This window comes from Bradyrhizobium sp. RD5-C2, from assembly GCF_019972155.1.
Taxonomy (GTDB): domain Bacteria; phylum Pseudomonadota; class Alphaproteobacteria; order Rhizobiales; family Xanthobacteraceae; genus Bradyrhizobium.
On sequence record NZ_BOVL01000020.1, the window covers coordinates 62,462 to 82,125 of the forward strand.

21 protein-coding genes are annotated in these 19,664 nt (G+C 65.4%); 11 read left to right on the top strand and 10 right to left on the bottom strand.

Translation table 11 applies throughout. From position 1 onward, the window contains the following. Positions 1–47: 47 nt before the first annotated feature. Positions 48–1,013, bottom strand: a complete 966-nt coding sequence (locus tag BraRD5C2_RS25200; protein WP_223972780.1) for a GlxA family transcriptional regulator — start codon at positions 1,011–1,013, stop codon at positions 48–50. 210 nt (positions 1,014–1,223) lie between these two features. On the opposite strand from BraRD5C2_RS25200, the gene BraRD5C2_RS25205 reads away from it, so the two are divergent. Then, entirely contained in the window at positions 1,224–1,865 is a 642-nt protein-coding gene (locus BraRD5C2_RS25205; protein ID WP_223972781.1) for an HD domain-containing protein, read from the top strand. Between the two features lie 41 nt (positions 1,866–1,906). Continuing rightward, positions 1,907–2,386, top strand: coding sequence for a Dps family protein (locus BraRD5C2_RS25210; protein ID WP_223972790.1), 480 nt, complete (start codon positions 1,907–1,909; stop codon positions 2,384–2,386). A gap of 32 nt (positions 2,387–2,418) precedes the next feature. Here BraRD5C2_RS25210 and BraRD5C2_RS25215 read toward each other — a convergent pair whose 3' ends face one another. Further along, positions 2,419–2,871: an SRPBCC family protein gene (locus BraRD5C2_RS25215; RefSeq protein ID WP_223972791.1), complete on the bottom strand. Its 453-nt coding sequence runs from the start codon at positions 2,869–2,871 to the stop codon at positions 2,419–2,421. Positions 2,872–2,948: 77 nt separating this feature from the next. Here BraRD5C2_RS25215 and BraRD5C2_RS25220 point away from each other — a divergent pair, with 77 nt between their 5' ends. After that, complete coding sequence (locus tag BraRD5C2_RS25220) at positions 2,949–4,040, top strand: adenylate/guanylate cyclase domain-containing protein (RefSeq protein ID WP_223972793.1); 1,092 nt, start codon at positions 2,949–2,951, stop codon at positions 4,038–4,040. A gap of 5 nt (positions 4,041–4,045) precedes the next feature. Here the strand turns inward: BraRD5C2_RS25220 and BraRD5C2_RS25225 are convergent, their stop codons facing one another. Continuing rightward, entirely contained in the window at positions 4,046–4,234 is a 189-nt protein-coding gene (locus BraRD5C2_RS25225; RefSeq protein ID WP_223973955.1) for a hypothetical protein, read from the bottom strand. 152 nt (positions 4,235–4,386) lie between these two features. Between BraRD5C2_RS25225 and BraRD5C2_RS25230 the strand changes: the two genes are divergently transcribed. Continuing rightward, positions 4,387–5,607 carry a helix-turn-helix domain-containing protein gene (locus BraRD5C2_RS25230; protein WP_223972795.1) on the top strand — a complete coding sequence of 407 codons (1,221 nt, stop codon included), beginning with the start codon at positions 4,387–4,389 and terminating at the stop codon, positions 5,605–5,607. Positions 5,608–5,635: 28 nt separating this feature from the next. Further along, positions 5,636–6,280, top strand: a complete 645-nt coding sequence (locus tag BraRD5C2_RS25235) for a Vgb family protein (protein WP_223972803.1) — start codon at positions 5,636–5,638, stop codon at positions 6,278–6,280. 28 nt (positions 6,281–6,308) lie between these two features. Here the strand turns inward: BraRD5C2_RS25235 and BraRD5C2_RS25240 are convergent, their stop codons facing one another. From BraRD5C2_RS25240 to BraRD5C2_RS39720, 3 genes are all read right to left on the bottom strand, one after another. Then, positions 6,309–7,526, bottom strand: a complete 1,218-nt coding sequence (locus BraRD5C2_RS25240) for an MFS transporter (RefSeq protein ID WP_223972805.1) — start codon at positions 7,524–7,526, stop codon at positions 6,309–6,311. A gap of 129 nt (positions 7,527–7,655) precedes the next feature. Continuing rightward, a complete protein-coding gene (locus BraRD5C2_RS25245) occupies positions 7,656–8,822 on the bottom strand; it encodes a substrate-binding protein (RefSeq protein ID WP_223972808.1) in 1,167 nt (388 codons plus the stop codon). Between the two features lie 90 nt (positions 8,823–8,912). Further along, positions 8,913–9,536: an HNH endonuclease gene (locus BraRD5C2_RS39720; RefSeq protein ID WP_374708045.1), complete on the bottom strand. Its 624-nt coding sequence runs from the start codon at positions 9,534–9,536 to the stop codon at positions 8,913–8,915. A 152-nt stretch (positions 9,537–9,688) separates the two neighbouring features. On the opposite strand from BraRD5C2_RS39720, the gene BraRD5C2_RS25255 reads away from it, so the two are divergent. Continuing rightward, entirely contained in the window at positions 9,689–10,282 is a 594-nt protein-coding gene (locus BraRD5C2_RS25255; RefSeq protein WP_223972810.1) for an AAA family ATPase, read from the top strand. Between the two features lie 53 nt (positions 10,283–10,335). Here the strand turns inward: BraRD5C2_RS25255 and bamA are convergent, their stop codons facing one another. Next, entirely contained in the window at positions 10,336–12,873 is a 2,538-nt protein-coding gene (gene bamA / locus BraRD5C2_RS25260) for an outer membrane protein assembly factor BamA (RefSeq protein ID WP_223972812.1), read from the bottom strand. A gap of 288 nt (positions 12,874–13,161) precedes the next feature. On the opposite strand from bamA, the gene BraRD5C2_RS25265 reads away from it, so the two are divergent. Further along, on the top strand, positions 13,162–13,884 hold the full coding sequence (locus tag BraRD5C2_RS25265; RefSeq protein WP_223972814.1) for a response regulator: 723 nt from the start codon (positions 13,162–13,164) through the stop codon (positions 13,882–13,884). Further along, positions 13,881–15,227 (top strand): ATP-binding protein, encoded by a 1,347-nt coding sequence (locus BraRD5C2_RS25270; protein ID WP_223972822.1) that lies wholly within the window; start codon positions 13,881–13,883, stop codon positions 15,225–15,227. The genes BraRD5C2_RS25265 and BraRD5C2_RS25270 overlap by 4 nt, the downstream gene beginning before the upstream one ends. Positions 15,228–15,231: 4 nt before the next feature. Here the strand turns inward: BraRD5C2_RS25270 and BraRD5C2_RS25275 are convergent, their stop codons facing one another. Beyond that, a complete protein-coding gene (locus BraRD5C2_RS25275; RefSeq protein ID WP_223972824.1) occupies positions 15,232–15,723 on the bottom strand; it encodes an EF-hand domain-containing protein in 492 nt (163 codons plus the stop codon). 144 nt (positions 15,724–15,867) lie between these two features. Next, a complete protein-coding gene (locus tag BraRD5C2_RS25280; protein WP_223972826.1) occupies positions 15,868–16,335 on the bottom strand; it encodes a MarR family winged helix-turn-helix transcriptional regulator in 468 nt (155 codons plus the stop codon). 146 nt (positions 16,336–16,481) lie between these two features. Between BraRD5C2_RS25280 and BraRD5C2_RS25285 the strand changes: the two genes are divergently transcribed. Together BraRD5C2_RS25285 and BraRD5C2_RS25290 are read left to right on the top strand one after the other, a co-directional pair. Beyond that, the gene (locus tag BraRD5C2_RS25285) at positions 16,482–16,883 is read left to right on the top strand and encodes an Ohr family peroxiredoxin (RefSeq protein WP_057019809.1); all 402 of its coding nucleotides are present in this window, start codon (positions 16,482–16,484) and stop codon (positions 16,881–16,883) included. A 101-nt stretch (positions 16,884–16,984) separates the two neighbouring features. Beyond that, positions 16,985–17,386 (top strand): cupin domain-containing protein, encoded by a 402-nt coding sequence (locus BraRD5C2_RS25290; protein WP_223973967.1) that lies wholly within the window; start codon positions 16,985–16,987, stop codon positions 17,384–17,386. Positions 17,387–17,437: 51 nt separating this feature from the next. Here the strand turns inward: BraRD5C2_RS25290 and BraRD5C2_RS25295 are convergent, their stop codons facing one another. Beyond that, on the bottom strand, positions 17,438–18,955 hold the full coding sequence (locus tag BraRD5C2_RS25295) for an MFS transporter (protein WP_223972828.1): 1,518 nt from the start codon (positions 18,953–18,955) through the stop codon (positions 17,438–17,440). Positions 18,956–19,169: 214 nt separating this feature from the next. On the opposite strand from BraRD5C2_RS25295, the gene BraRD5C2_RS25300 reads away from it, so the two are divergent. Continuing rightward, positions 19,170–19,664, top strand: a 495-nt coding sequence (locus tag BraRD5C2_RS25300; protein ID WP_223972830.1) for a LysR family transcriptional regulator, incomplete at its 3' end; no start/stop codon positions are given.

Here is a 19,664-nt window from a genome sequence, read left to right on the forward strand (position 1 = left end):
GCAATTTCGATCCTACGCTGGCGGCATGCTCCCCGTCATGAACGGCGTCACAATTTGCGAAAACTCGCGCGGTACTGCGCCGGCGACACGCCGAGCCGCTCGGTGAACACGATGCGCATCCGGTCGGCCGAGCCGAAGCCGCAGTCGAAACCAACCGCCTTGAGCGGCCGGTCCGAGCCCTCGAGCAGCCGGCGCGCGGCGTCGACCCGCGCGCGTTCGACGAATTCGTGCGGCGTGATGCCGGTCTCCTGCGCGAAGGCGCGGCCGAAATTGCGCACGCTCATGCCGACGGCCTCGGCCAGCGATTGCAGGGTGTGGCGCTCGCCGACACGCTGCATGACATGCGCCTGCGCGCGCGCGATCGGCGAATCCTCGTCGACCGGCGCGGTGAGATAGGGGCTGAACTGCGACTGCCCACCCTGGCGTTGCGCCACCACGACCAGCCGCTTGGCCACCGCGACCGCGACCTGCGGCCCATGACGCTCGGCGACCAGCGCGAGCCCGAGATCGATGCCCGCGGTGACGCCGGCGGAGGTCATCAGTCTGCCGTCGCGAATGTAGATCCGGTCGAAGATCACCTCGGCATCCGGAAAGCACGCCGCGAGATGCTGCGCGTTCTGCCAATGCGTCGTCACCTTGTGACCGTCGAGAAGCCCGGCATGGCCGAGCGCGAAGGCGCCGGTGCAGATCGAACCGTAGAGCTCGGCGCGCGCCGGCGCGCCGCGCAGCCACTGCGTCAGCGCCGGATCCGGCTCGGCATCGGGCAATGCCGGCCCGCCGGCGACGAGCAGGATGTCGAACTTCTCGTTTGCCTCGTCGAAACTGAGGTCGGCCGATATCTTCATGCCGTTCGATGCGCGCAGCGGTTCGCGGCTGGCCCCGACCAGCACCGTCTCATAGCCGTCGCCATCAGCGACAAAACCGTTGGTCTCCGCGAACACATCGACCGGACCGGCGACATCCAGCGCCTGAACCCCTTCGTGAATCGCGATCGCCACTTTCTGAACCGCCATACCTTCTCCCTGCCCGCTGGCGCGAAACGATGTCTCGTTGGCCCGATCCGGTGGCGCACGATCGTTGCGGGATCAGGCCGAGACGGGCGACAAACACACCACGGTTCACGCCACCAGGCGATCCGGACACACCACAGAGACGAGCGCCGGCGCGCCCCGCGTGTTTCGTACGCCACGGCATCGTCTTGCCATATCGAGGAGCGTCTTGAAATGACCGAGATCATCGCCGGCATCCATGTACCCGACAGCGCCATGGCCCGCGCCGCCACCCAGCTGGTGCGCGATACCGAGGACGACCTGCTCTACAATCACAGCCGCCGCGTGTTCTTCTGGGGCGCGCTCACCGGCAATCGCCGCAAGCTAAAGTTCGATTCCGAGCTGCTCTATGTCGGCGCCATGTTCCACGACATGGGCCTCACCGCCAGGCATGCGAGCCCGGACCTGCGCTTCGAGGTCGACGGCGCCAACGCAGCGCGCGACTTCCTCAAGAGCTACGGCATCGCCGAACGCGACGTCGATGACGTCTGGGCCTCGATCGCGCTGCACACCACGCCCGGCATCCCCGAGCATATGCGTCCGACCGTCGCGCTGGTCACCGCCGGCGTCGAGATGGACGTGCTCGGCATCGCCTATGACGATTTCTCGCACGAGCACCGCGACCATGTCTGCGCGCATCATCCGCGCGAGGCGAACTTCAAGGAGAACATCATCGATCATTTCGCGGCCGGCACCATCAAGAAGCCGCTGACCACCTTCGGCAACGTCAAGGCCGACGTGCTGGCGCTGAAGGACATGAACTACGCACGGGTGAACTTCTGCTCGATCATCCTCGGTTCGAAATGGCCGACATGACCGCGCGCCGAATTTCAATCCGAACCGCGAAGGAGAACACCATGACCATCGCCGTTAACACCGGCTTCGCCGAGGCCGAGCGGACCAACATCGCGGCGGCGCTCTCGACGGTGCTGGCCGACACCTACGCGCTGTACCTGAAGACGCATGGTTACCACTGGAACGTCACGGGTCCGACGTTCCATGCCCTGCACACGCTGTTCGAAGGGCAGTATCGGGAGGAATGGCAAGCGCTCGACGATATCGCCGAGCGGATCCGCGCCCTCGGCGAACTGGTGCCGCAGACCTATTCCGCATTCGCCAAGCTCACGGCGATCAAGGACGGCTATGCTAGCCTCGACTCCGATGCGATGGTGGCCGAACTGCTGCATGACAACGAGACCGCCGTGAGGACCATCCGCGATGCATTCACCGTCGCCGAGTCCGCCGGCGATCAGGCGACGATGGACATGCTCAACGTCCGCGCCACTGCACACGAGAAGCACGCCTGGATGCTGCGCGCGACGCTCGACGTCAAATGACCGAACCGACTGAGCCGCACGAACGTGCCGGTTCAGGCGTGCGGACCGCGGTCAGGGCCTGGAGCTCGCCCAGCGGCCGCGAGCGCGAGCCTGGCAAGGTAGTGCGTCCAACCCTTGCTATGGCTCGCGCACTGTTCAGCGTTGGGCAATCCGCTATGGGTCATCCGCAGCAGCGTGCCGCTGTCCTTGTTGATCAGGTCGATCTCGATCAGGCTCGATCCCGGCGGCACTTCCGCGCCGCCCTCCCAGCCGAAACTGTAGGCAAGACGATGCACCGGGACGACCTCGCGGAACGCGCCGCGCGCAGCGCGGTCGCGGTCGTCGCCGAGGCCCTTGAGCAGATAGAGGCCACCGGGATGCAGCTCGGTCTCGGCCTCGAGCCCCATCCAGCTCACGATCTTCTGCGGATCGGTCAGGAAGGCGAACACGGTTGCGGGCGGCGCTGCGATCTGGATCTCGCGTTGAACGATGAAGGCTTCAGTCATCGATCCATTCTCCATTGACGGTGGGTCTTCAGGGATAATTCGTGACAAGGGTGGCGCATCAACCCCATGATGGGGTGATGCAATTGTCCTCGACACTGAGCTGGCTGGTCGACGCCGCGGCCGAGACCGCGAGCGCCAACCGGTTGCTGGCGGATCTGGGTCATCATCTTATCACGGATGGCCTGCCGCTTGCCGGCGGTGCGCTCACGCTCGAAGTTCCGCACCCGCTGATCGCAAGGCGCACCTGGCTGTGGCGCGCCGGCAATGGCGAGGTCATCGAGGCGCTCGGCTTCGCGCCGGAACAACCCTTTGCCATGCCCGGTATGGTCGGATCCGGCGATGCCGGCCGGCGCTGGCTCGCTGGCCTCGCACCCGGCCCGATCCATGAGGACACGATCGGAACGCGGCCGGATGGCCCGACCCTCGGCTGGATCGGGACCCGCGCCTTCACGCCGGCCGAGGCGGATCAATTGCGCGAGGCGGCGCGCTTCACGGCCGCACCGCTCGCCGCGCTCGCGGCGCGTGCGACATTGACGGCTGCGCTGGAGGCCTATCTCGGCCGGCGCAGCGCGGCGCGCGTGCTGGCATCGCCGTTGCGGCGCAACACCGGCGAAACCATCCGGGCGGCGCTGCTGTTTGCCGATCTGCGCGGCTTCACCGCGCTCTCCGAAAGCCATCCGCCTGCCGAGGTGATCGCGGCTCTCGACGCCTGGTTCGACCGCATCGCCGGCGCGATCCACGCCTTCGGCGGCGAGGTGTTGAAATTCATCGGCGACGGGCTGCTCGCGATCTTTCCGGTCACGACCAGCGCGCGCAGCGCTTCCGAGGCGGCATTGCGCGCGGTGTCGGCGGCCCGCGTCGGCATGGCGCATCTCGATACCGAGCGGCGCGGGCACGGCCTGCCGCCACTGCCGTTCGGCGTGGCGCTGCATCTCGGCGAGGTGCATTGGGGCAATATCGGCGCTGCCGACCGCCTCGACTTCACCGCGATCGGCGCGGCGGTCAATCTGGTCAGCCGGCTGGAAGGCCTGTGCAAGCCGCTCGAGCAGGCCGTGCTGGTCTCGGGGGCACTCGCCGCCGAGACCGAGACGCCGCTGGTCGCGCTCGGCACCCATGAGCTGCGCGGCATCGCGCGGCCCTGCGCGGTCTTCACGCTGCCGGAGGGATGAGCCGGTCATCGGAACAGGCGCAACCACGGCGCCAGATGAAACGCGCTCATCAGCGCGTACATCGGCACCATCCCCTGCAACGAGAGCGGTCCCTGCATGGCGCCACAGATCATGTCGGCAGGCGCCAGCGCCGCTACCAGCGCCATCACGGCGAAGGTCGGCGCCGCCGCCAGCGACAGCCAGCGCGCGAACATGGCACCGCGGCCACTGATGCACCCTTTCAACCAATCCTCATGTGTCTCGATTCCGGTCATCATTCGATCTCTCTGGAGATGATCCATGTCGTCATGTGCTAGGTTAGGAGCAGGCCTCGGAGGGCGAGAGTGACAAGTGTGTCGGGATTCGAATGGACTCGCTGATTACCGCTGCGGCGCGCGCGCTCGCGGCGGGTGATCCCCTCGGCGCACTGAAACGGGTGGCCCTGCGCGACGATGCGCCGGCGCTGGCGCTGCGCGGCATCGCGATGGCCCGGCTCGGCGATTTCACCCGCGCCAAGGAGCTGTTGCGGCGCGCGGGCCGCGCCTTCGGTCCGCGTGAAGCCATCGCGCGTGCGCGCTGCGTGGTCGCCGAAGCGGAGATCGCGCTGGTGTCGCGCGACCTGTCCTTTCCCAGCAAGAGCCTCGCCGCGGCGCGCGCGACGCTCGCGGCGCGCGGCGACGCGCTCAACGCAGCACACGCCGGCTATCTCGAAATCCGCCGCCTGCTCTTGATCGGGAGCCTCGATGCGGCCGAGCGCATGCTTGATGACCTCGACCCGGCGCCCTTCCCGCCGGCGCTGCGGGTCGGACATGAACTGGTCGTCGCCGGGATCGCGATGCGGCGGCTGCGGACCAAGCCGGCCCGCGAGGCGCTGGCACGGGCAAGGGATGCCGCGCGTCGCGCCGGCATCGCCGAGCTTGCAGCCGAGGTCGAAAGCACCGCGAACCTGCTCGCCACACCGGCGGCGCGCCTGATCGCGCGCGGCCAGGAGCGGCCGCTGCTGCTCGCGGAGGTCGAGGCCCTGATGGGATCGAAGGCGCTCGTCGTCGACGCCTGCCGCTACGTGGTGCGCGATAGCGGCACCACGGTCTCGCTGACGCGGCGGCCGGTGCTGTTCGCGCTCGCCCGCGCGCTCGGCGAAGCCTGGCCGCAGGACGTGTCGCGCGGCATGCTGATCGCACGCGCGTTTCGCGGCAAGCACGCCGATGAATCGCACCGTGCGCGGCTGCGGGTCGAGATCGGACGGCTGCGCCGGGCCTTGCTGCCGCTCGCCGATCTCAGCGCGACGCCCGATGGCTTCGTGCTGGAGCCGCGTGGCCGCCGCGAGGTCACCGTGCTGGCGCTGCCGGTCGAGGAGGAACACGCGGCGGTGCTGGCCTTCCTCGCCGACGGCGAGGCCTGGTCGAGTTCGGCGCTCTCGGTGGCGCTGGGGGCAAGCCAGCGCACCGTGCAGCGCGCGCTCGACGCCCTGGCCGCCACGGGCAAGGTGCAGTCGGTCGGCCGCGCCCGCGCCCGGCGCTGGATGACGCCCCCGGTGCCGGGATTCACGACGACGTTGTTACTCCCTGCCCCGCTGCCGAACGGCTAGCATCAAACCGCAGTCACAGGAGCGCCGCATGAAGAAGTCCGAGGCCGAGATCATCCGGGAATATGCCTTCGAGGGCGTCGAGAGCGTGGGCGGCGTCAGCTTCGACGGCGAGCAGGTCTGGTTCGCGGCCGGTGGCCGGCTGGTCGCCTTCGATCCCGACAGCGGCGACACCATCCGCACCCTCGACATCGCGGCCCATGCCGGCACCGCCTTCGATGGCAAGCACCTCTATCAGATCGCCGAGGACCGCATCCTGAAGATCGAGCCGAACAGCGGACGCGTGGTATCGACGATCCCCTCGCCCGGCGGCGGCCGCGACTCAGGTCTTGCCTGGGCGGAAGGCTCGCTGTGGGTCGGCCAGTATCGCGACCGCACCATCGTTCAGGTCGATCCAGAAACCGGCAAGGTTTTGCGCACCATCGAAAGCAACCGGTTCGTCACCGGCGTCTCCTGGGTCGATGGCGAACTCTGGCACGGCACCTGGGAAGAGGACCAGAGCGACGTCCGCCGTATCGATCCGCAGAGCGGCGAGGTGATGGAACGACTGGAGATGCCGCAAGGCGTGTTCGTCTCCGGGCTCGAGTCCGACGGCAAGGACCGGTTCTTCTGCGGCAGCGGCTCGACCAACAACAAGGTGCGCGCGATCCGGCGGCCGAAGCGCAGCCGCGCGTGAAGCAGACGGCTTCACGTGCGCACCGGACTCACGCCGGCGCGGGCACCGCCGAGGACCGCGCCGCCGCCATCGGCCGGAACGTCATCATGATCAGGAACGCGCCGAGGCCGACGGCCCACGAGCCGACATAGAGCCACGTATAGCTCGCAAAGGTGTCGTAGATCAGGCCGCCGGCCAAGGGGCCGGTCGCCATGCCGAGACTGCCGGCCATCGCGGTGCCGCCGATCACGGTGCCCAACATCCGCAGCGGAAAATTCTCGCGGATCAGCACGGAATACAGCGGCATGGTGCCGGCATAGATGAAGCCGAAGATCGCCGCGACCGCATAGAACGCGGCCAGCTCGCGCACGAAGACGTAGCCGAGCGCGCCGAATGCCTGCGCCAGCAGCCCCAGCACCAGCACGCGCTTGGCGCCGAAGCGGTCGCCGAGCAGGCCGAAGGCGATGCGGCCGCCCATGCCGGCGAGCCCTTCCACGCTGTAGATCGTCACCGCCGCGACCATCGGAATGCCGCAGGTGACCGCGTAGCTCACCGTGTGGATAATCGGCCCGGAATGGGTGGCGCAGCAGAAGAAATTGGTTGCGATCAGGATGATGAATTGCGGCGAGCGCAGCGCCTGCGCCAGCGACATCGGCGGCTCCCCGTTCGCGGTAGCCGCTTCGGCGTGGCCGCCTTGCAGCGCCGGCGGGCGGCGAACCAGGAACGAGACCGGGATCATGATCGCGCCGACCACGCCTGAGATGATCAGCATCGACGTCCGCCAGTCATGGTGGGAGATCAGCCAGGCCGCGAGCGGCGACATCGTCATCGGCGCCATGCCCATGCCGGCCGACACCAGCGAGACGGCGAGGCTGCGATGGGTGTCGAACCAGCCGGTGACGCAGGCCATCATCGGCGCGAAGATCGCCGCCGTCGCCGCGCCGACCAGCGCGCCGAAGAGAAGCTGAAATGCCAGCAGTGAGGGTGCCTGGCTTGCGAGCGCAAGGCTTGCCGCCAGCACGACCGATCCGGTCAGCACCACCGGGAGCGGCCCGAAGCGGTCGGACAGCGTGCCCCAGATCATGCTGGTGAAGGCCATCGCGAGGAAGCCGATCGTCATCGCGCTAGAGATGCCGGTCACCGACCAGCCGGTCTCCCGCGCCATCGGCTGCAGGAACACCGGCAGCGAGAACATGCCGCCGATCGCGACGCAGCCAAGCAGGCCGCCGGCCGCGACAATCACCCAGCGATAGGTCGAATTGGTCATTCCGGAACTCCCATGCAGTGCGTTCTGGCTGAAAGACGAACGGACCGGGATGGAACCGACAGCGGACGACCGCCCTAGCTCACTTTTTTGCGACCGTGGCGGCCTTCAAGGCTCATACGCGGCCTACCCTCAGCGACCCGCCAGACTGCATCCGGGCTGCGGCGCGATCTCGCCAAGCGGCCGGACCTGCACCAGTTCGGAACCTTGCGTCCTGGCGATGAACATGTTCATCGCCGCGTGGTGATCCTGGCCGAGCGTCACCGGGCCGGTCGGCGACGCAATGGTGAGGCCAGCCATCGCGTCGATGATGGCCTCCTTGTCGAGCTTGCCGGCTTTCTCGGCCGCCGCCTTGAGCGCGATCAGGGTGTTGTAGTGCGTCATCACATAGTTCGACACCGCGACGCCCGGGTTTGCGGCGGCGCGCGCCTTTGCGACGAACGCCTTCACGGACGGATCCTCGCTCGCCGCGACCGCCGGCACGACCGTGACCATGTTCTGGCCCTTGCCGCGGAAGATGCCGAGATCGACCTCGGACAGTCCGAGGAAAGCGACCGTGATCTCCTTCAGCAACCCGGCCTCGTCGGCCTGCCGGATGAAATCCATCCCGTCACCCTTCAGCGCAAACAGCAGCACCTTGGCCTTGCTCGCGGCGACCTCCTTGATCAGCGGGGAAAAATCCGTCTCGGTCCCCAGCGTGTACTTTGTCCCGACCACCCTGCCGCCGAGCTGCTCGATCAAGGGCTGCGCGATGCCGAACATCTGATGCGGCCAGACGCGGTCGGCGCCGAGCAGGAAATACGTGTTGCCGTAGGTCTGCGTCATGTAGGGCAGCAGCTGGCCGAGCTCCTGGTTCGGCACCGCGCCGAACGAGAACAGATAGCGGCTGCATTTGCCGCCCTCGTAATTGGTGGCGTAGAGCAGCGGCGTCTTCAAGCTCTCGGCAAGCGGCACCAGCGCATTCAGGTTGCGCGAGGTGATCGGACCGACCACGACCAGCACGCCGTCCTTCTCGACGAGTGAACGCATGGCCTCGGCGGCCGACTCCGGCCGCGTCTTGTCGTCGGCATAGATCACCTCCACGGGCCGGCCGAGAATGCCGCCCGCAGCGTTGATATCCCCAGCGGCAAGATCGAGCCCGAGCCTGGCCTGCTGACCATACAGCTCAACGCCACCGGAGAACGGCAGCACCGTGCCGATGCGGATCGGCGCGCTGGTTTCAGCTGCGCGCGAAGGAAGCAGCGCTGTGGGCCCAAGTAGCAGCATGAACGCCATGCAGCTGATCAAGCGTGATGCCATGTGTCCTCGATTCATACCGCCGACAAGCGCAACCTCGGCCAAATTTACCTGCATGGCTTGAAAGGATTGGTTAAGCGCGCAACCGTGCGACTATTGCTTACTTGCGGGGTGCGCCCCGCCATCTCCAAGATGCGCGGCGAATTCACGATGATAATGGACAGCCAACCCTACAAGCGTAGCCGGCGTGAGCCGCGAAGAAATCGGCGCGTAGTTTGATTGTGGGCGATGCAACCCAAATTTGCCCGACATCCAAGATCTGAACTCGGATGAGTTAATCACCTGATCGAGATGTCGCAAGCTGTCCGCGTCGACGCGGAAGGCTCTCATCGCGTCTCGAAGCTTGGCATCCTCGCGAGACTCCCAGTTTTGGGTGCGACCCCACCTGAAAAACACCTCAGGAATATTCGTATTGGGCATCAGATCGTGGCACTCGCGGCACAGCAAGAATAGGTTTGACAGATTGTCGCGTCCACTGAGCGATCTGGGAATTATGTGACAACGTTGAAGGGGAATACGGTCCCAATGTCGCAGGATTTCGTCCCAACCCACGTCCGGCCGCTTGATGTCGTACCTTGAGCCATAATTAAAGCCGCAAGCCCAGCAGCGTGGCTTCCTCGGCTCGACATGAAAGTACAACCGAGAAAGCCGGTGCTTCCAATAGTCATATATTTGCCCTTTCGACGGAAGATTCTCTGAAAACTGCCTCATAGCCATAGCCAGCTCTCCGAACAGTCAGTGGGAAACGCGAAACCATGAGCGGGCTTCACTTTAGGCGTGCTGCCTCGTGTCGAGAATATCAATGAGCGGCTCGGTGACCGATTGCGGGCTGTCAGGTCGGGTTAGATGAGGCGCTCTACATTCGTGTCATGCACCTGCCCGCGCCGTCTCATGCTTATCGAAGGACTCGCTTGGAAAATCGCTTCGTCCTGATCTCCGGCTGCTCCGGCGGCGGAAAATCGACCCTGCTGGCCGAACTGCGCGCACGCGGCTATCCGGTCGTCGAAGAGCCCGGCCGCCGCATTATCGCTGAGGAGCATGCATCCGGTGGCAACGCCCTGCCCTGGGTCGATCCGGCGGCCTTCCTGCGCCGCGCCATTGACGTCGCGATGAAGGATATGGCGATGGCCGAGGCCCATTCCGGTTGGGTGTTCTTCGATCGCGGCCTCGTCGACGCCGCGTCAGCGCTGGAGGCTTTAACGGGCGAGCCGGTGCTGCGCCCGATCTGCTCCGACCATCGCTACCACGTTCGCGTGTTCATGACGCCGCCGTGGCCGGAGATCTACGTCACCGATGCTGAGCGACGGCACGACTTCGAGGCGGCGATGGCGGAGTATCAGCGGCTGATGGAGGCGTTTCCCATGCTCGGCTACGACGTCATCAGCCTGCCGAAGATAGCGCCGTCCAAGCGCTCAGATTTCGTGCTGGCGACGCTTGGCGGCAACCCGGCATCGATAGACTGATCAGACCGTCGCCCCGCGGCTTTGTCGACTAGTCTAGCGGCACGCTTGCCAGCTCAGAACGACGTCCCGCCGCCGAACCTGAACTCCTGCACGATGTCGTACTTGCCCTTGGTGATCGGCACCGCGTAGTCGAAGCGCAGCGGCCCGAATGGCGACGCCCAGATCAGACCGACGCCCACCGAGGTTCGCACCACGTTTTGGTCATCGTATTGCAAGCCGCAGGTCGGGCACGCCGGCGTGTTGACCTCGCCGGTCGCAGTCCACGACGTCGGCCCTTCGTACCCCCAGAGCGAGCCGGCATCGGCGTAGACCGCCCCCTTCAACCCAACCTCCGACGGCAGGAACCAGAACGGCATCTGCAGCTCCATCGACGCACCCCAATATTTGGTGCCGCCGAGCGCATCGCCAACCGCCCCGAAGCTCGCGTAAGTGATGTCACGCGGCCCGATGCCGTTGGTGGCAAAGCCGCGCACGAGGTTCGGTCCCATCTGGAAATGATCCAGCATGCGCAGATCATTGTCGCCGACCTTGGTGAGCACGCCGCCCTGCAGGTGGATCAGTCCGACGAGGTCGGACACCAGCGGCGTATAGTATTTCGCGTCGACCGCACTTTTCAGATACGTCACGTCGCCGCCGACGCCGGCGAAATCCTGCTTGAAGTCGATCAGCAGCCCGTCGGTCGGGTTCTTGTTGTTGTCGAGCGTGTTGTAGGTCAGGGTATAGCCCATCGCCGAGGTCCAGGTCGCGCCCGCAGCGAGCTCCTTGCGCACCGGCAAGGTGGATTCGCCGTCGCCGTAGCAACCATATCCATAGAGTCCTGATGAGACCGAGTTGGTCGGATCGACGCCGCCAAGCACGTCCTTGATGTAAGCGGGCGTCGGGTTGAACGCGAGCGAGGTGTTGGAGGCATTGTTGTTGCAGTTGTTGTAGGCGCTATCGAGCGAGATTTCCTGCTGATAGAGCGAATAGCGCAACTGGAGCGTCAAATCCTCGCGCAAGGCGAGACCCAGCCGCGGCGCGAACCCGATCGTCTTCACGCCATAGGTCGTGTAGTCGGTCGGCAGCTGCTCCTTGTAATACGCATCGAGCCCGAGCGCGACGCGGTAGTCGAGCAGATACGGCTCGACAAAGGACAGCGACAGGCCGCGCGAGTACTGGCCGTAGCTGACGGTTGCCTTCGCGAACAGGCCGCGGCCGAGCAGGTTGCGTTCGGAGACGCTGACCTCGGCGAGCGCGCCGTCGGTCGTGGAGTAACCGCCCGAGACCGAGAAGTCGCCGGTCGACTTCTCCTCCAGATCGACGATCAGGACCACGCGGTCGCTCGACGAGCCGGGCTCGGTGGTGATCTTGACTGTCTTGAAGTAGTCCAGATTCTTCAGCCGCCGCTCGGCACGATCGACCAGCGCACGGTTATACGCATCGCCCTCGGAGAGATCGAACTCGCGCCGGATCACGTAGTCGCGGGTACGGCCGTTGCCGCGAATGTCGATCCGCTCGATATAGGTGCGCGGCCCCTCCTCCACGCGGAACATGATTCCCACGGTGTGGGCCTCGAAATTCCGCTCGCCGTCCGGACGGACCACCGCGAACGCGTAGCCGCGGCGCGACGCCTCGATCTGCATGTCCTCGACCGACTTCTCGATCGCCTCGACATTGTAGAGCGAGCCTTCGCTGACCCGCGAAAGCGGACGCAGGATACTTGGATCGAAGCCTGCAACGGTCGAGCGGAAGCTGACCGTCGCAACGCGGTACTGCTGTCCCTCATCGATCTTGAAGGTGACCTGAAAGCCCTTGCTCTCTCGGTCATATTCGGCGAGCGCGGCCACCACCTGCACGTCCGCATAGCCATGCTTCAGGTAGAAGCGGCGGATCAGGTCGCGGTCGGCCTCGACGCGGTCGGGGTCGTAGATGTTGGCGCTGCCGAGGAAGCTCAGGAAGTTCGTCTCATGGGTCTTGATTACGTCCTTCAGCCGCGCCGCCGTGAAGCTGTTGTTCCCCATGAACTCGATGGTCTTGATACCGGTCTTGGCGCCCTCGTCGACGGTGAAGACGAGGTCGACGCGGTTGTTGGAGCGTTCGATGATCTCGGGCGTGACGCGCACGTCGTAGCGGCCGGAGTGGCGATAGATCTCGGCGATCCGCAGCGCATCCGACTGCACCATCGGTCGCGACAGCGTGCCTCGCGGCTTGGATTGCACCTCGGCCGAGAGCTGCTCGTCCTTGACCTTCTTGTTGCCCTCGAACGCGACGCGGTCGATCACCGGGTTCTCGACGACCGAGACGACGATCCGTCCGCCGGCGTGATTGATCTTCACGTCCTGGAACAACCCGGTCCCGACCAGCTCCTTGAGTCCATCGTCGATCGCAGCCTGGTCGAGATGACCGCCCGGCCCCGGCCTGAAATAGGAGCGGATGGTCTCCGCCTCGACCCGCCGGTTGCCTTCGATCGCGATCGCATCGACCGATTGGGCCGCCGCCGGTGCCAACAACAGCCAAGTCACTGACCAAGTCACTGGCCGGTTCACCGACGTCGCCGGGATCGAAAATCCCGTCAGCGCAAGCGCTGCGACAAAGCTCAGCCACATCTTCATTCCACACCTCGCGAACCAGTCGCCCGTTGTGGCGGGATGGTGATGGCTGTGGTGTGGCTGCGGGATTGCGGGAATATTTCCAGTGATTGGGGACTGTGAGCGCTGTACGACGCAGGCGCCGTCCCGGTTTTGTTTCCGGCCGCGCCCGCCGCTTACAGTTCAGAAACACTATGCTGACGAAAAGGCGCAATGCCGCCCACAAGCGATGCGCATGCTGGTCGATTGGTGGCTAAGCCAGCGCGCTGCAATGCGCGCAAATGACCTGAAGACGAGGCCCAGTCGTAAACCATGCTCGCACATACACCAAAAATCCTGGTCGTCGAGGACGACCTGCCGACCAGAGACTTGATTGCCCGTTACCTGCGCGACCAATCGTGTCTGGTGGCCACCGCCTCGAACGGCAAGGAAATGGATCGTTACCTTGCCGGACACTCGCTCGATCTCGTCGTGCTCGACCTGATGCTGCCGGGAGAGGATGGATTGACCTTGTGCCGCCGCCTTCGCAGCGACTCGACGATTCCCATCATCATGCTCACGGCAAAGGGCGAGGACCTCGACCGGATCCTCGGGCTCGAGATGGGAGCGGATGACTATCTCGCCAAACCCTTCAATCCGCGCGAGCTGCTGGCGCGGATCAATGCGGTGCTGCGCCGCCAGACCCAGGCCGGTCTTGCCGGACGCTCCGGCCAGAGCGCCGCGCGCCTGCGCTTCCAGGATTGGACCATCGATCTTCGCCTGCGCGAACTGCGCGATCCCGACGGCGCTCAGGTCCCGCTGACCAGCGCAGAGTTCGACCTGCTGCAGGCCTTCTGCGAGCGGCCCGGCCGGATCCTGACGCGGGACGGCCTCCTGACCATGACGCGCAGCCGGCCTGCCAGCCCATTCGGGCGCAGCATCGACGTGCTCGTCAGCCGGCTCCGCCGCAAGCTCGATACCAGCGAAGGACCGTCGGTGATCAGGACGGTGCGGACCGGCGGCTACATCTTCACGCCGCATGTGGAGGATGCATGAGCTGGACCCGCAGGATTGCCGCGCTCTTCAGCTTCCGGCGGATCAGCGGCCAGATCGGCGCGCTGATCCTGTTGTCGCTGGTGCTGATCCACGCGCTGATCGGGCTTTATTTCACCAGCCAGAAACCGAAATCGTTCGCGGACAGGCCGATCCATCAGTTCCAGCTGGTTGCGAAGCTTCTGGCCGAGACCCCTGCGGCCGAGCGCGCAACGCTGTTGCAGGCTGCCGACCGGGCGTTTCCCCGGCTGCATTTCGCATTGCGCGACGCAGGTCCGGGCGCATCCGGCGATGCGTCGTCCGGAGCATCAGGCGTCGACGATGTCGATCTGGAGTTTTCCACGAAGACCGCGCCGGCGGTGGTTCGCTTGCCGGATGGCGCCCTGCTCGAAGCGACCATCGGCCCGGCAAAGATCCCGCCGTTCTTCGGCGCCTTCTGGCTCAGCACATTCCTGTTCCTGTTCGTGAGCGTCACGCTGCTCGGCGTGTGGGCTGGCCGCGTGCTCAGTGCTCCGCTCTCCGCCTTTGCCCGCGCCGCCGAGAATTTCAGCATCAGCCAGGCGGCCGCTCCGCTTGCCGAGACCGGGCCGGAGGAGATCCGCGCCGCCGCGGTCGCGCTCAACCGGATGCGCGAGCGCATCACCACGCTGATGAACGACCGCACGCGGATGCTCGCCGCCATCAGTCACGATTTGCGAACACCGATCACCCGGCTGCGGCTCAGATCCGAATATATCGAGAACGATGCCCAGCGCGCGGAGACCCTGCACGACCTCGACCAGATGCAGGCCATGCTGGAATCGGTGCTGTCATTCCTGAGCGGCGGCAGCGCGGCGAAGCCGACGCTTGTGAACGTAGCCGCCCTGCTGCAGACGATAGCCGAGCAGTTCTCCGATTGCGGCCATGTCGTGCGCTACCACGGCCCGCTCAGGGCTTCGCTATTGATCCGCCCCAGCGATATCAGCCGGACCGTGACGAACCTGGTGGAAAATGCTCTGCGGTTCGGCAGCGAGGTAGATATCCGGCTGACCGCATCCACCGATCACGCCACCATCGACGTATCGGACGACGGCCCGGGGATTCCGGAGTACCGCCGAGCGGAGATGTTGAAGCCTTTCGTCCGCGGCGACGAGGCCCGCACCATGGATGAAAAGAGCGGCTTCGGGCTCGGTCTGTCGATCGCTCAAGCCATGGTGTGCGGCCATGGCGGCGAGTTGTCCCTGCACGACAATGTACCGCACGGCCTGCTTGTCCGGATCAAATTGCCAGGGGCCGTGCATCTTGGATCGGATCGAAGCGGGGCAAGCCCGACGCGCCCCGCGCTTCCGGAGTTGGTGTCTGGCTAGACCCTCAGGATCGCTTGCCCCTGCCGCCAGGCTGCTTCTGCTCGGTCGGCGACCCCTTGAGCTCCTCCGACGTGACGCGGCAGTCGCCGTTCTTGTCGTTCTGCAGGATGAATTCGTTCGGCTTCTCGACGAACTCGCGGCGGGTAATCCTGCCATCCTGGTTCTCGTCGAAATAGCCGAAATCCGCATCGACGAGCGCGCTGCCGGCGCGACGAACGCCCTCGAACTCCGGAGGCGTGAGTTGTCCGTCGTGATTGCGATCGGCGCGATCGAACAGCCGCCCGAGATAGGCCTTCCATTCGTCGCAGGTGTAGACGCCATCATGGTTGGCGTCCCAAATCTCGGCCGCGACCGCCGGCGAACGATCGCCGCCCGCGCGCGGCGAAGGCTGCGCTCGATCCGGTGAGACCGGTTGCGCTACGGCAAGCGGCACCGCCGTACAAATCAGACTTGTCGTCGCGATTATCCCGCAGACGAATGGCAACTTCCTGCGCAAGTCGAACTCTCCTCCGCGTCTTCCAAAGGCGGAGCGGAGTTGCCGATTGCGCCGTGGCGAAAGTGCGGAAGCATGCACTAAGGATACAGCCCGTTACAATTTGGTTCGGCGCACGTCGTGCACCGACGTGCCGCTGCCGCAGCATCAACCCTTCTTCGAATCGCCGCGCGTGTGCTGCAGCAGATTGTCGCGTAGCCTGACCACGCTCTTCTGCACGATCGGAAATTCCTCGCCGAGCCCGGTGGCGTCGACCAGGGACGCGTTGATCTCCTTGTCGAGCAGGCGCCGGCCCGCCGCCGTCAGGCTCACCCGCACCTGCCGCTCGTCGGCGGGATCGCGGACGCGGCTGATATAGCCGCTCTGCTCCAGCTTCTTGAGGATCGGCGTCAGCGTGTTGGATTCCAGGAACAGCTTCTCGCCGAGCGCGCTCACGGTCTGCTCGTCGGCCTCCGACAGCGCGATCATGGCAATGTACTGGGTGTAGGTCAGGCCGACCGCGTCGAGGATCGGCTTATAGGCGCGGCCGAAGGCCAGATTGGCCGAATAGACCGCAAAGCACAGAAAATTCGACAGTTTTCGGCCTTTGGTCTCGGCCTTGGCGGTGCGGGTCACGGACGTCTCCGGAGTTTGTGAGGTCCCGCCAATATAAATCGTATCCGATTAAATCGGAAGAGCTTGACACGGCCCAATGCGAGATCTATTTCAACACGCATCCGATTAGATCGGATACGATCTATATTCAACCAAAGGAGCTCGCCATGACCGCCAATGCAAAGGTTCTCGTCACCGGAAAGACCCACGTCACCGCCGGCCCGAACGGCGCCGCTCGCTCGCGCGACGGCTTCCTCGACGTCAAGCTGCCGCAGCCGCACCCGGCTGCCGAAAACCTGTTCGCCGCCGCCTGGTCGGCCTGCTACATCGGCGCGATCCAGCTCGCCGCCGGACAGCGCAAGGTCAAGCTCGCGAGCGAGCCCGAGGTCGACGCCGAGATCGATCTGAACCAGGCCGGCAGCGCCTTCTTTCTGAGCGCGCGCCTCAACGTCCACGTTCCCGGCGTCGAGCGCGAAGTTGCGCAGGAGCTGATCGAAGCCGCGCACGGCATCTGCCCCTACTCCAAGGCAGTCCACGGCAACATCGACGTTACCACGACCCTCGTTTGAGACGATCGCGTGACGACCTCCGACGCGGACCGGCCGCCTGCCGGTTCGCGGTCGGACAAGTCCAGAAGACAACCCCGGAGTTCAAGATGACCAGCAAGCTGATGACGGCGACGCGCCTGCTCGCAAGAGCGGCCCTGATCGCCGGAAGTCTCCTGACGATCCCGACGGCCCAGGCGCAGCCGGCCGGCATCGCGCGAACCGACCTGCAGCGCCATGACCTCAGCGCGCCCGGACGTGAAGCCGTCCAGGTGCGTGTCGACGTCGCGCCCGGCAAGGCCTTCGGCCGCCATACGCATCCCGGCGAAGAGATCATCTATGTGCTCGCCGGAACGCTCGAATACGATGTCGACGGCAGACCGCCGGCAACGCTGAAGCCGGACGACGTGCTGTTCATCCCCGCAGGCACGATCCATGCGGCAAGGAACGTCGGCAATGTCACCGCCAGCGAGCTTGCGACCTATATCGTCGAGAAGGACAAGCCGCTGCTGACCCTCGTGAAGTGACCGATGCCGCCTGCCCGCCCCTGTCCCGGGGCGGGCGCGACGACATCAGGTTCACTTGGTGCATTGAACTTCGGCCTGCCGCACCGGTCGCGCGTTGAAGATCAGGAAGCTGACCGCGGCCATGATCCAGACGCCGATGCCGCCATAGAGCATCACCCAGCCAAAGCCGCTCGCCAGCGCCTGATGCACGACGGGGCCGGTCAGCTCCGGCGCGGATGCGGCATCGCCGGAAGCGATTCGTTCCGCGAGACTGCGGAGCTGGGCGCCGTCCAGCGCGGGCAGCACGGCTTTCAGATGCGCCAGCACCCCGCTCGCCAGGATGAAGCCCATCAAGGCAATGTTGACCGACAGCGAAACCATCCGCGCGCTCATGTCGATGCCGGAGGCCATGCCGGCGCGATCGCTCGAGACCGAGCCCGTCGTCGTGTTGGTGACCGGCGTGTTGGTGATGCCGAGGCCAACTCCGGCGATCAGACAGCCCGGCAGCATCGTCAGCCAGTCGGGCTGTGCTGTGGCGCTGCCGAACTTCATCAGCATGAATCCGATGCCGATGGTGAACAGTCCCGCCGGAATGATCAGGCCCGGCTGGTAGCGCAACGACAGGCGTTCCGCGAAGGGCGGCATCACCAGCGTCGGCAGCGTGTAGGCGAGCAGCGCCAGGCCGGCGGACACGCTGTCATAGCCGAGGCCGGCGTGAAACCAGATCGGCAGATAGATCATGAACGGCCAGTAGCTGAGGTTCATCGCGGCCGAACCGACGATCGAGCCGGAGAAAGCCGGGATCCGAAACACCGAGAAGTCGAACATCGGCCGCCGGCTGATTCTCTCGGCAACGAGGAACGCGATGAAGCTCAGCACGCAAACACCGAGGATCGCGAGCCCCTTCGGGCTGACGAAGCCGAGATCCGGCCCCTGCGTGATGTAGAAAGCGAGGCAGAACACCGCGAGCGACATCGTCACGATGCCGGCGACGTCGAGGCTGCTCGCCTTCGGGTCCTTCGATTCATGCACGCCGCCGATCGTGAGCACGAACGCAACCGCTGCGAACAGCACGTGGACCAGGAACACCCATTCCCAGCTCAGCAGCGCGACCACGGCGCCACCGATGATCGGCCCGAAGCCGAGGCCGATGCCGAAGATCACGCCCCACCAGCCCCAGGCGACGGCGCGCACCCGGCCGCCCTGGAATTCGTGCGACAGCACGGCGATCTGGCAGATCAACAGCGCGCCGCCGCTCAGCCCCTGCAGCAACCGGGCGACAATCAGCATTTCGACGCTCGAGGCGACGCCGCAGATCAGCGAGGTGATGCCGAACGCGGCGATCGCGACCAGGAAGATGCGCTTGCGCCCATAGCGGTCCGCGACCGTCCCGATCGCCATCAGCACCGTGGTCACCGCGATCGTGTAGGCGTTCATGATCCATTGCAGCGCCTTGAAGTCGGCATGCAGCACCCGCTCCAGCGTCGGCAGGATCGCCGGAATGCTGGATATCTCCAATCCAAACATCAGGCAGGCAAGGCATACGGCGGACAACACGACGGCGCCGCGGCGGCTCAGTTCAGAGGACATGATCAGGCCTTTTGTTGTGGCAAGCCAACGGCATACCGCACGCTGTTGCCAGGGTGCTGGCAGCAGCGTCGGTCGATCGACTCACGATGTGTTGAGGCAGCAGCGGCAGGAATCGGGTGGCCACGGCGCTTCACAGCAGAAAGCTAGTCACGGCTTGAGCATTGGTGAATTGGATGACTAGATATTTCAGAGACAACAATTCCGGATGACTGACATGACCACGCTCGACATCGATGCCGTGAAGACCTTCGTGACCATCGCCGACCTCAGGAGTTTTACGCGCGCGGCCGAAGCGTTCGGCACCACGCAGGGTGCGATCAGCGTCAAGCTGAAGCGGCTCGAGAGCCAGGTCGGCCACAGGCTGATCGAGCGCACACCGCGCCTGGTGCGCCTGTCGGCACAGGGCGCCGCCTTCCTCGCGCCCGCACGCGACCTGCTCGCCGCACATGATCGCGCCGTCGCGGGGTTGTCGCCCGCGCGGCCACGCCGCTTCTCGCTCGGCATTGCCACCCATGTCGGAGGCGCCGAGGTGCCAACCCTGCTGACGCGGCTCCACGCACACGATCCCGCGCTCACCATCGAGGTCCGGCTCGATGATTCCCGCGATCTCCTCACCGCCTTCGATCGCGGCGACATCGATGCCGCCATCATCCGCCGCGAGGATGACGGGCGCGACGGCGAGATGCTGACGACGGACCATTATGGCTGG

Bases quoted from the DNA above. Each gene is read 5' to 3' on its own strand.
- BraRD5C2_RS25200 (WP_223972780.1), bottom strand. From the start codon at position 1,013: ATGGCGGTTCAGAAAGTGGCGATCGCGATTCACGAAGGGGTTCAGGCG.
- BraRD5C2_RS25205 (WP_223972781.1), top strand. From the start codon at position 1,224: ATGACCGAGATCATCGCCGGCATCCATGTACCCGACAGCGCCATGGCC.
- BraRD5C2_RS25210 (WP_223972790.1), top strand. From the start codon at position 1,907: ATGACCATCGCCGTTAACACCGGCTTCGCCGAGGCCGAGCGGACCAAC.
- BraRD5C2_RS25215 (WP_223972791.1), bottom strand. From the start codon at position 2,871: ATGACTGAAGCCTTCATCGTTCAACGCGAGATCCAGATCGCAGCGCCG.
- BraRD5C2_RS25220 (WP_223972793.1), top strand. From the start codon at position 2,949: ATGCAATTGTCCTCGACACTGAGCTGGCTGGTCGACGCCGCGGCCGAG.
- BraRD5C2_RS25225 (WP_223973955.1), bottom strand. From the start codon at position 4,234: ATGTTCGCGCGCTGGCTGTCGCTGGCGGCGGCGCCGACCTTCGCCGTG.
- BraRD5C2_RS25230 (WP_223972795.1), top strand. From the start codon at position 4,387: ATGGACTCGCTGATTACCGCTGCGGCGCGCGCGCTCGCGGCGGGTGAT.
- BraRD5C2_RS25235 (WP_223972803.1), top strand. From the start codon at position 5,636: ATGAAGAAGTCCGAGGCCGAGATCATCCGGGAATATGCCTTCGAGGGC.
- BraRD5C2_RS25240 (WP_223972805.1), bottom strand. From the start codon at position 7,526: ATGACCAATTCGACCTATCGCTGGGTGATTGTCGCGGCCGGCGGCCTG.
- BraRD5C2_RS25245 (WP_223972808.1), bottom strand. From the start codon at position 8,822: ATGGCATCACGCTTGATCAGCTGCATGGCGTTCATGCTGCTACTTGGG.
- BraRD5C2_RS39720 (WP_374708045.1), bottom strand. From the start codon at position 9,536: ATGGCTATGAGGCAGTTTTCAGAGAATCTTCCGTCGAAAGGGCAAATA.
- BraRD5C2_RS25255 (WP_223972810.1), top strand. From the start codon at position 9,689: ATGCACCTGCCCGCGCCGTCTCATGCTTATCGAAGGACTCGCTTGGAA.
- bamA (WP_223972812.1), bottom strand. From the start codon at position 12,873: ATGAAGATGTGGCTGAGCTTTGTCGCAGCGCTTGCGCTGACGGGATTT.
- BraRD5C2_RS25265 (WP_223972814.1), top strand. From the start codon at position 13,162: ATGCTCGCACATACACCAAAAATCCTGGTCGTCGAGGACGACCTGCCG.
- BraRD5C2_RS25270 (WP_223972822.1), top strand. From the start codon at position 13,881: ATGAGCTGGACCCGCAGGATTGCCGCGCTCTTCAGCTTCCGGCGGATC.
- BraRD5C2_RS25285 (WP_057019809.1), top strand. From the start codon at position 16,482: ATGACCGCCAATGCAAAGGTTCTCGTCACCGGAAAGACCCACGTCACC.
- BraRD5C2_RS25290 (WP_223973967.1), top strand. From the start codon at position 16,985: ATGACGGCGACGCGCCTGCTCGCAAGAGCGGCCCTGATCGCCGGAAGT.
- BraRD5C2_RS25295 (WP_223972828.1), bottom strand. From the start codon at position 18,955: ATGTCCTCTGAACTGAGCCGCCGCGGCGCCGTCGTGTTGTCCGCCGTA.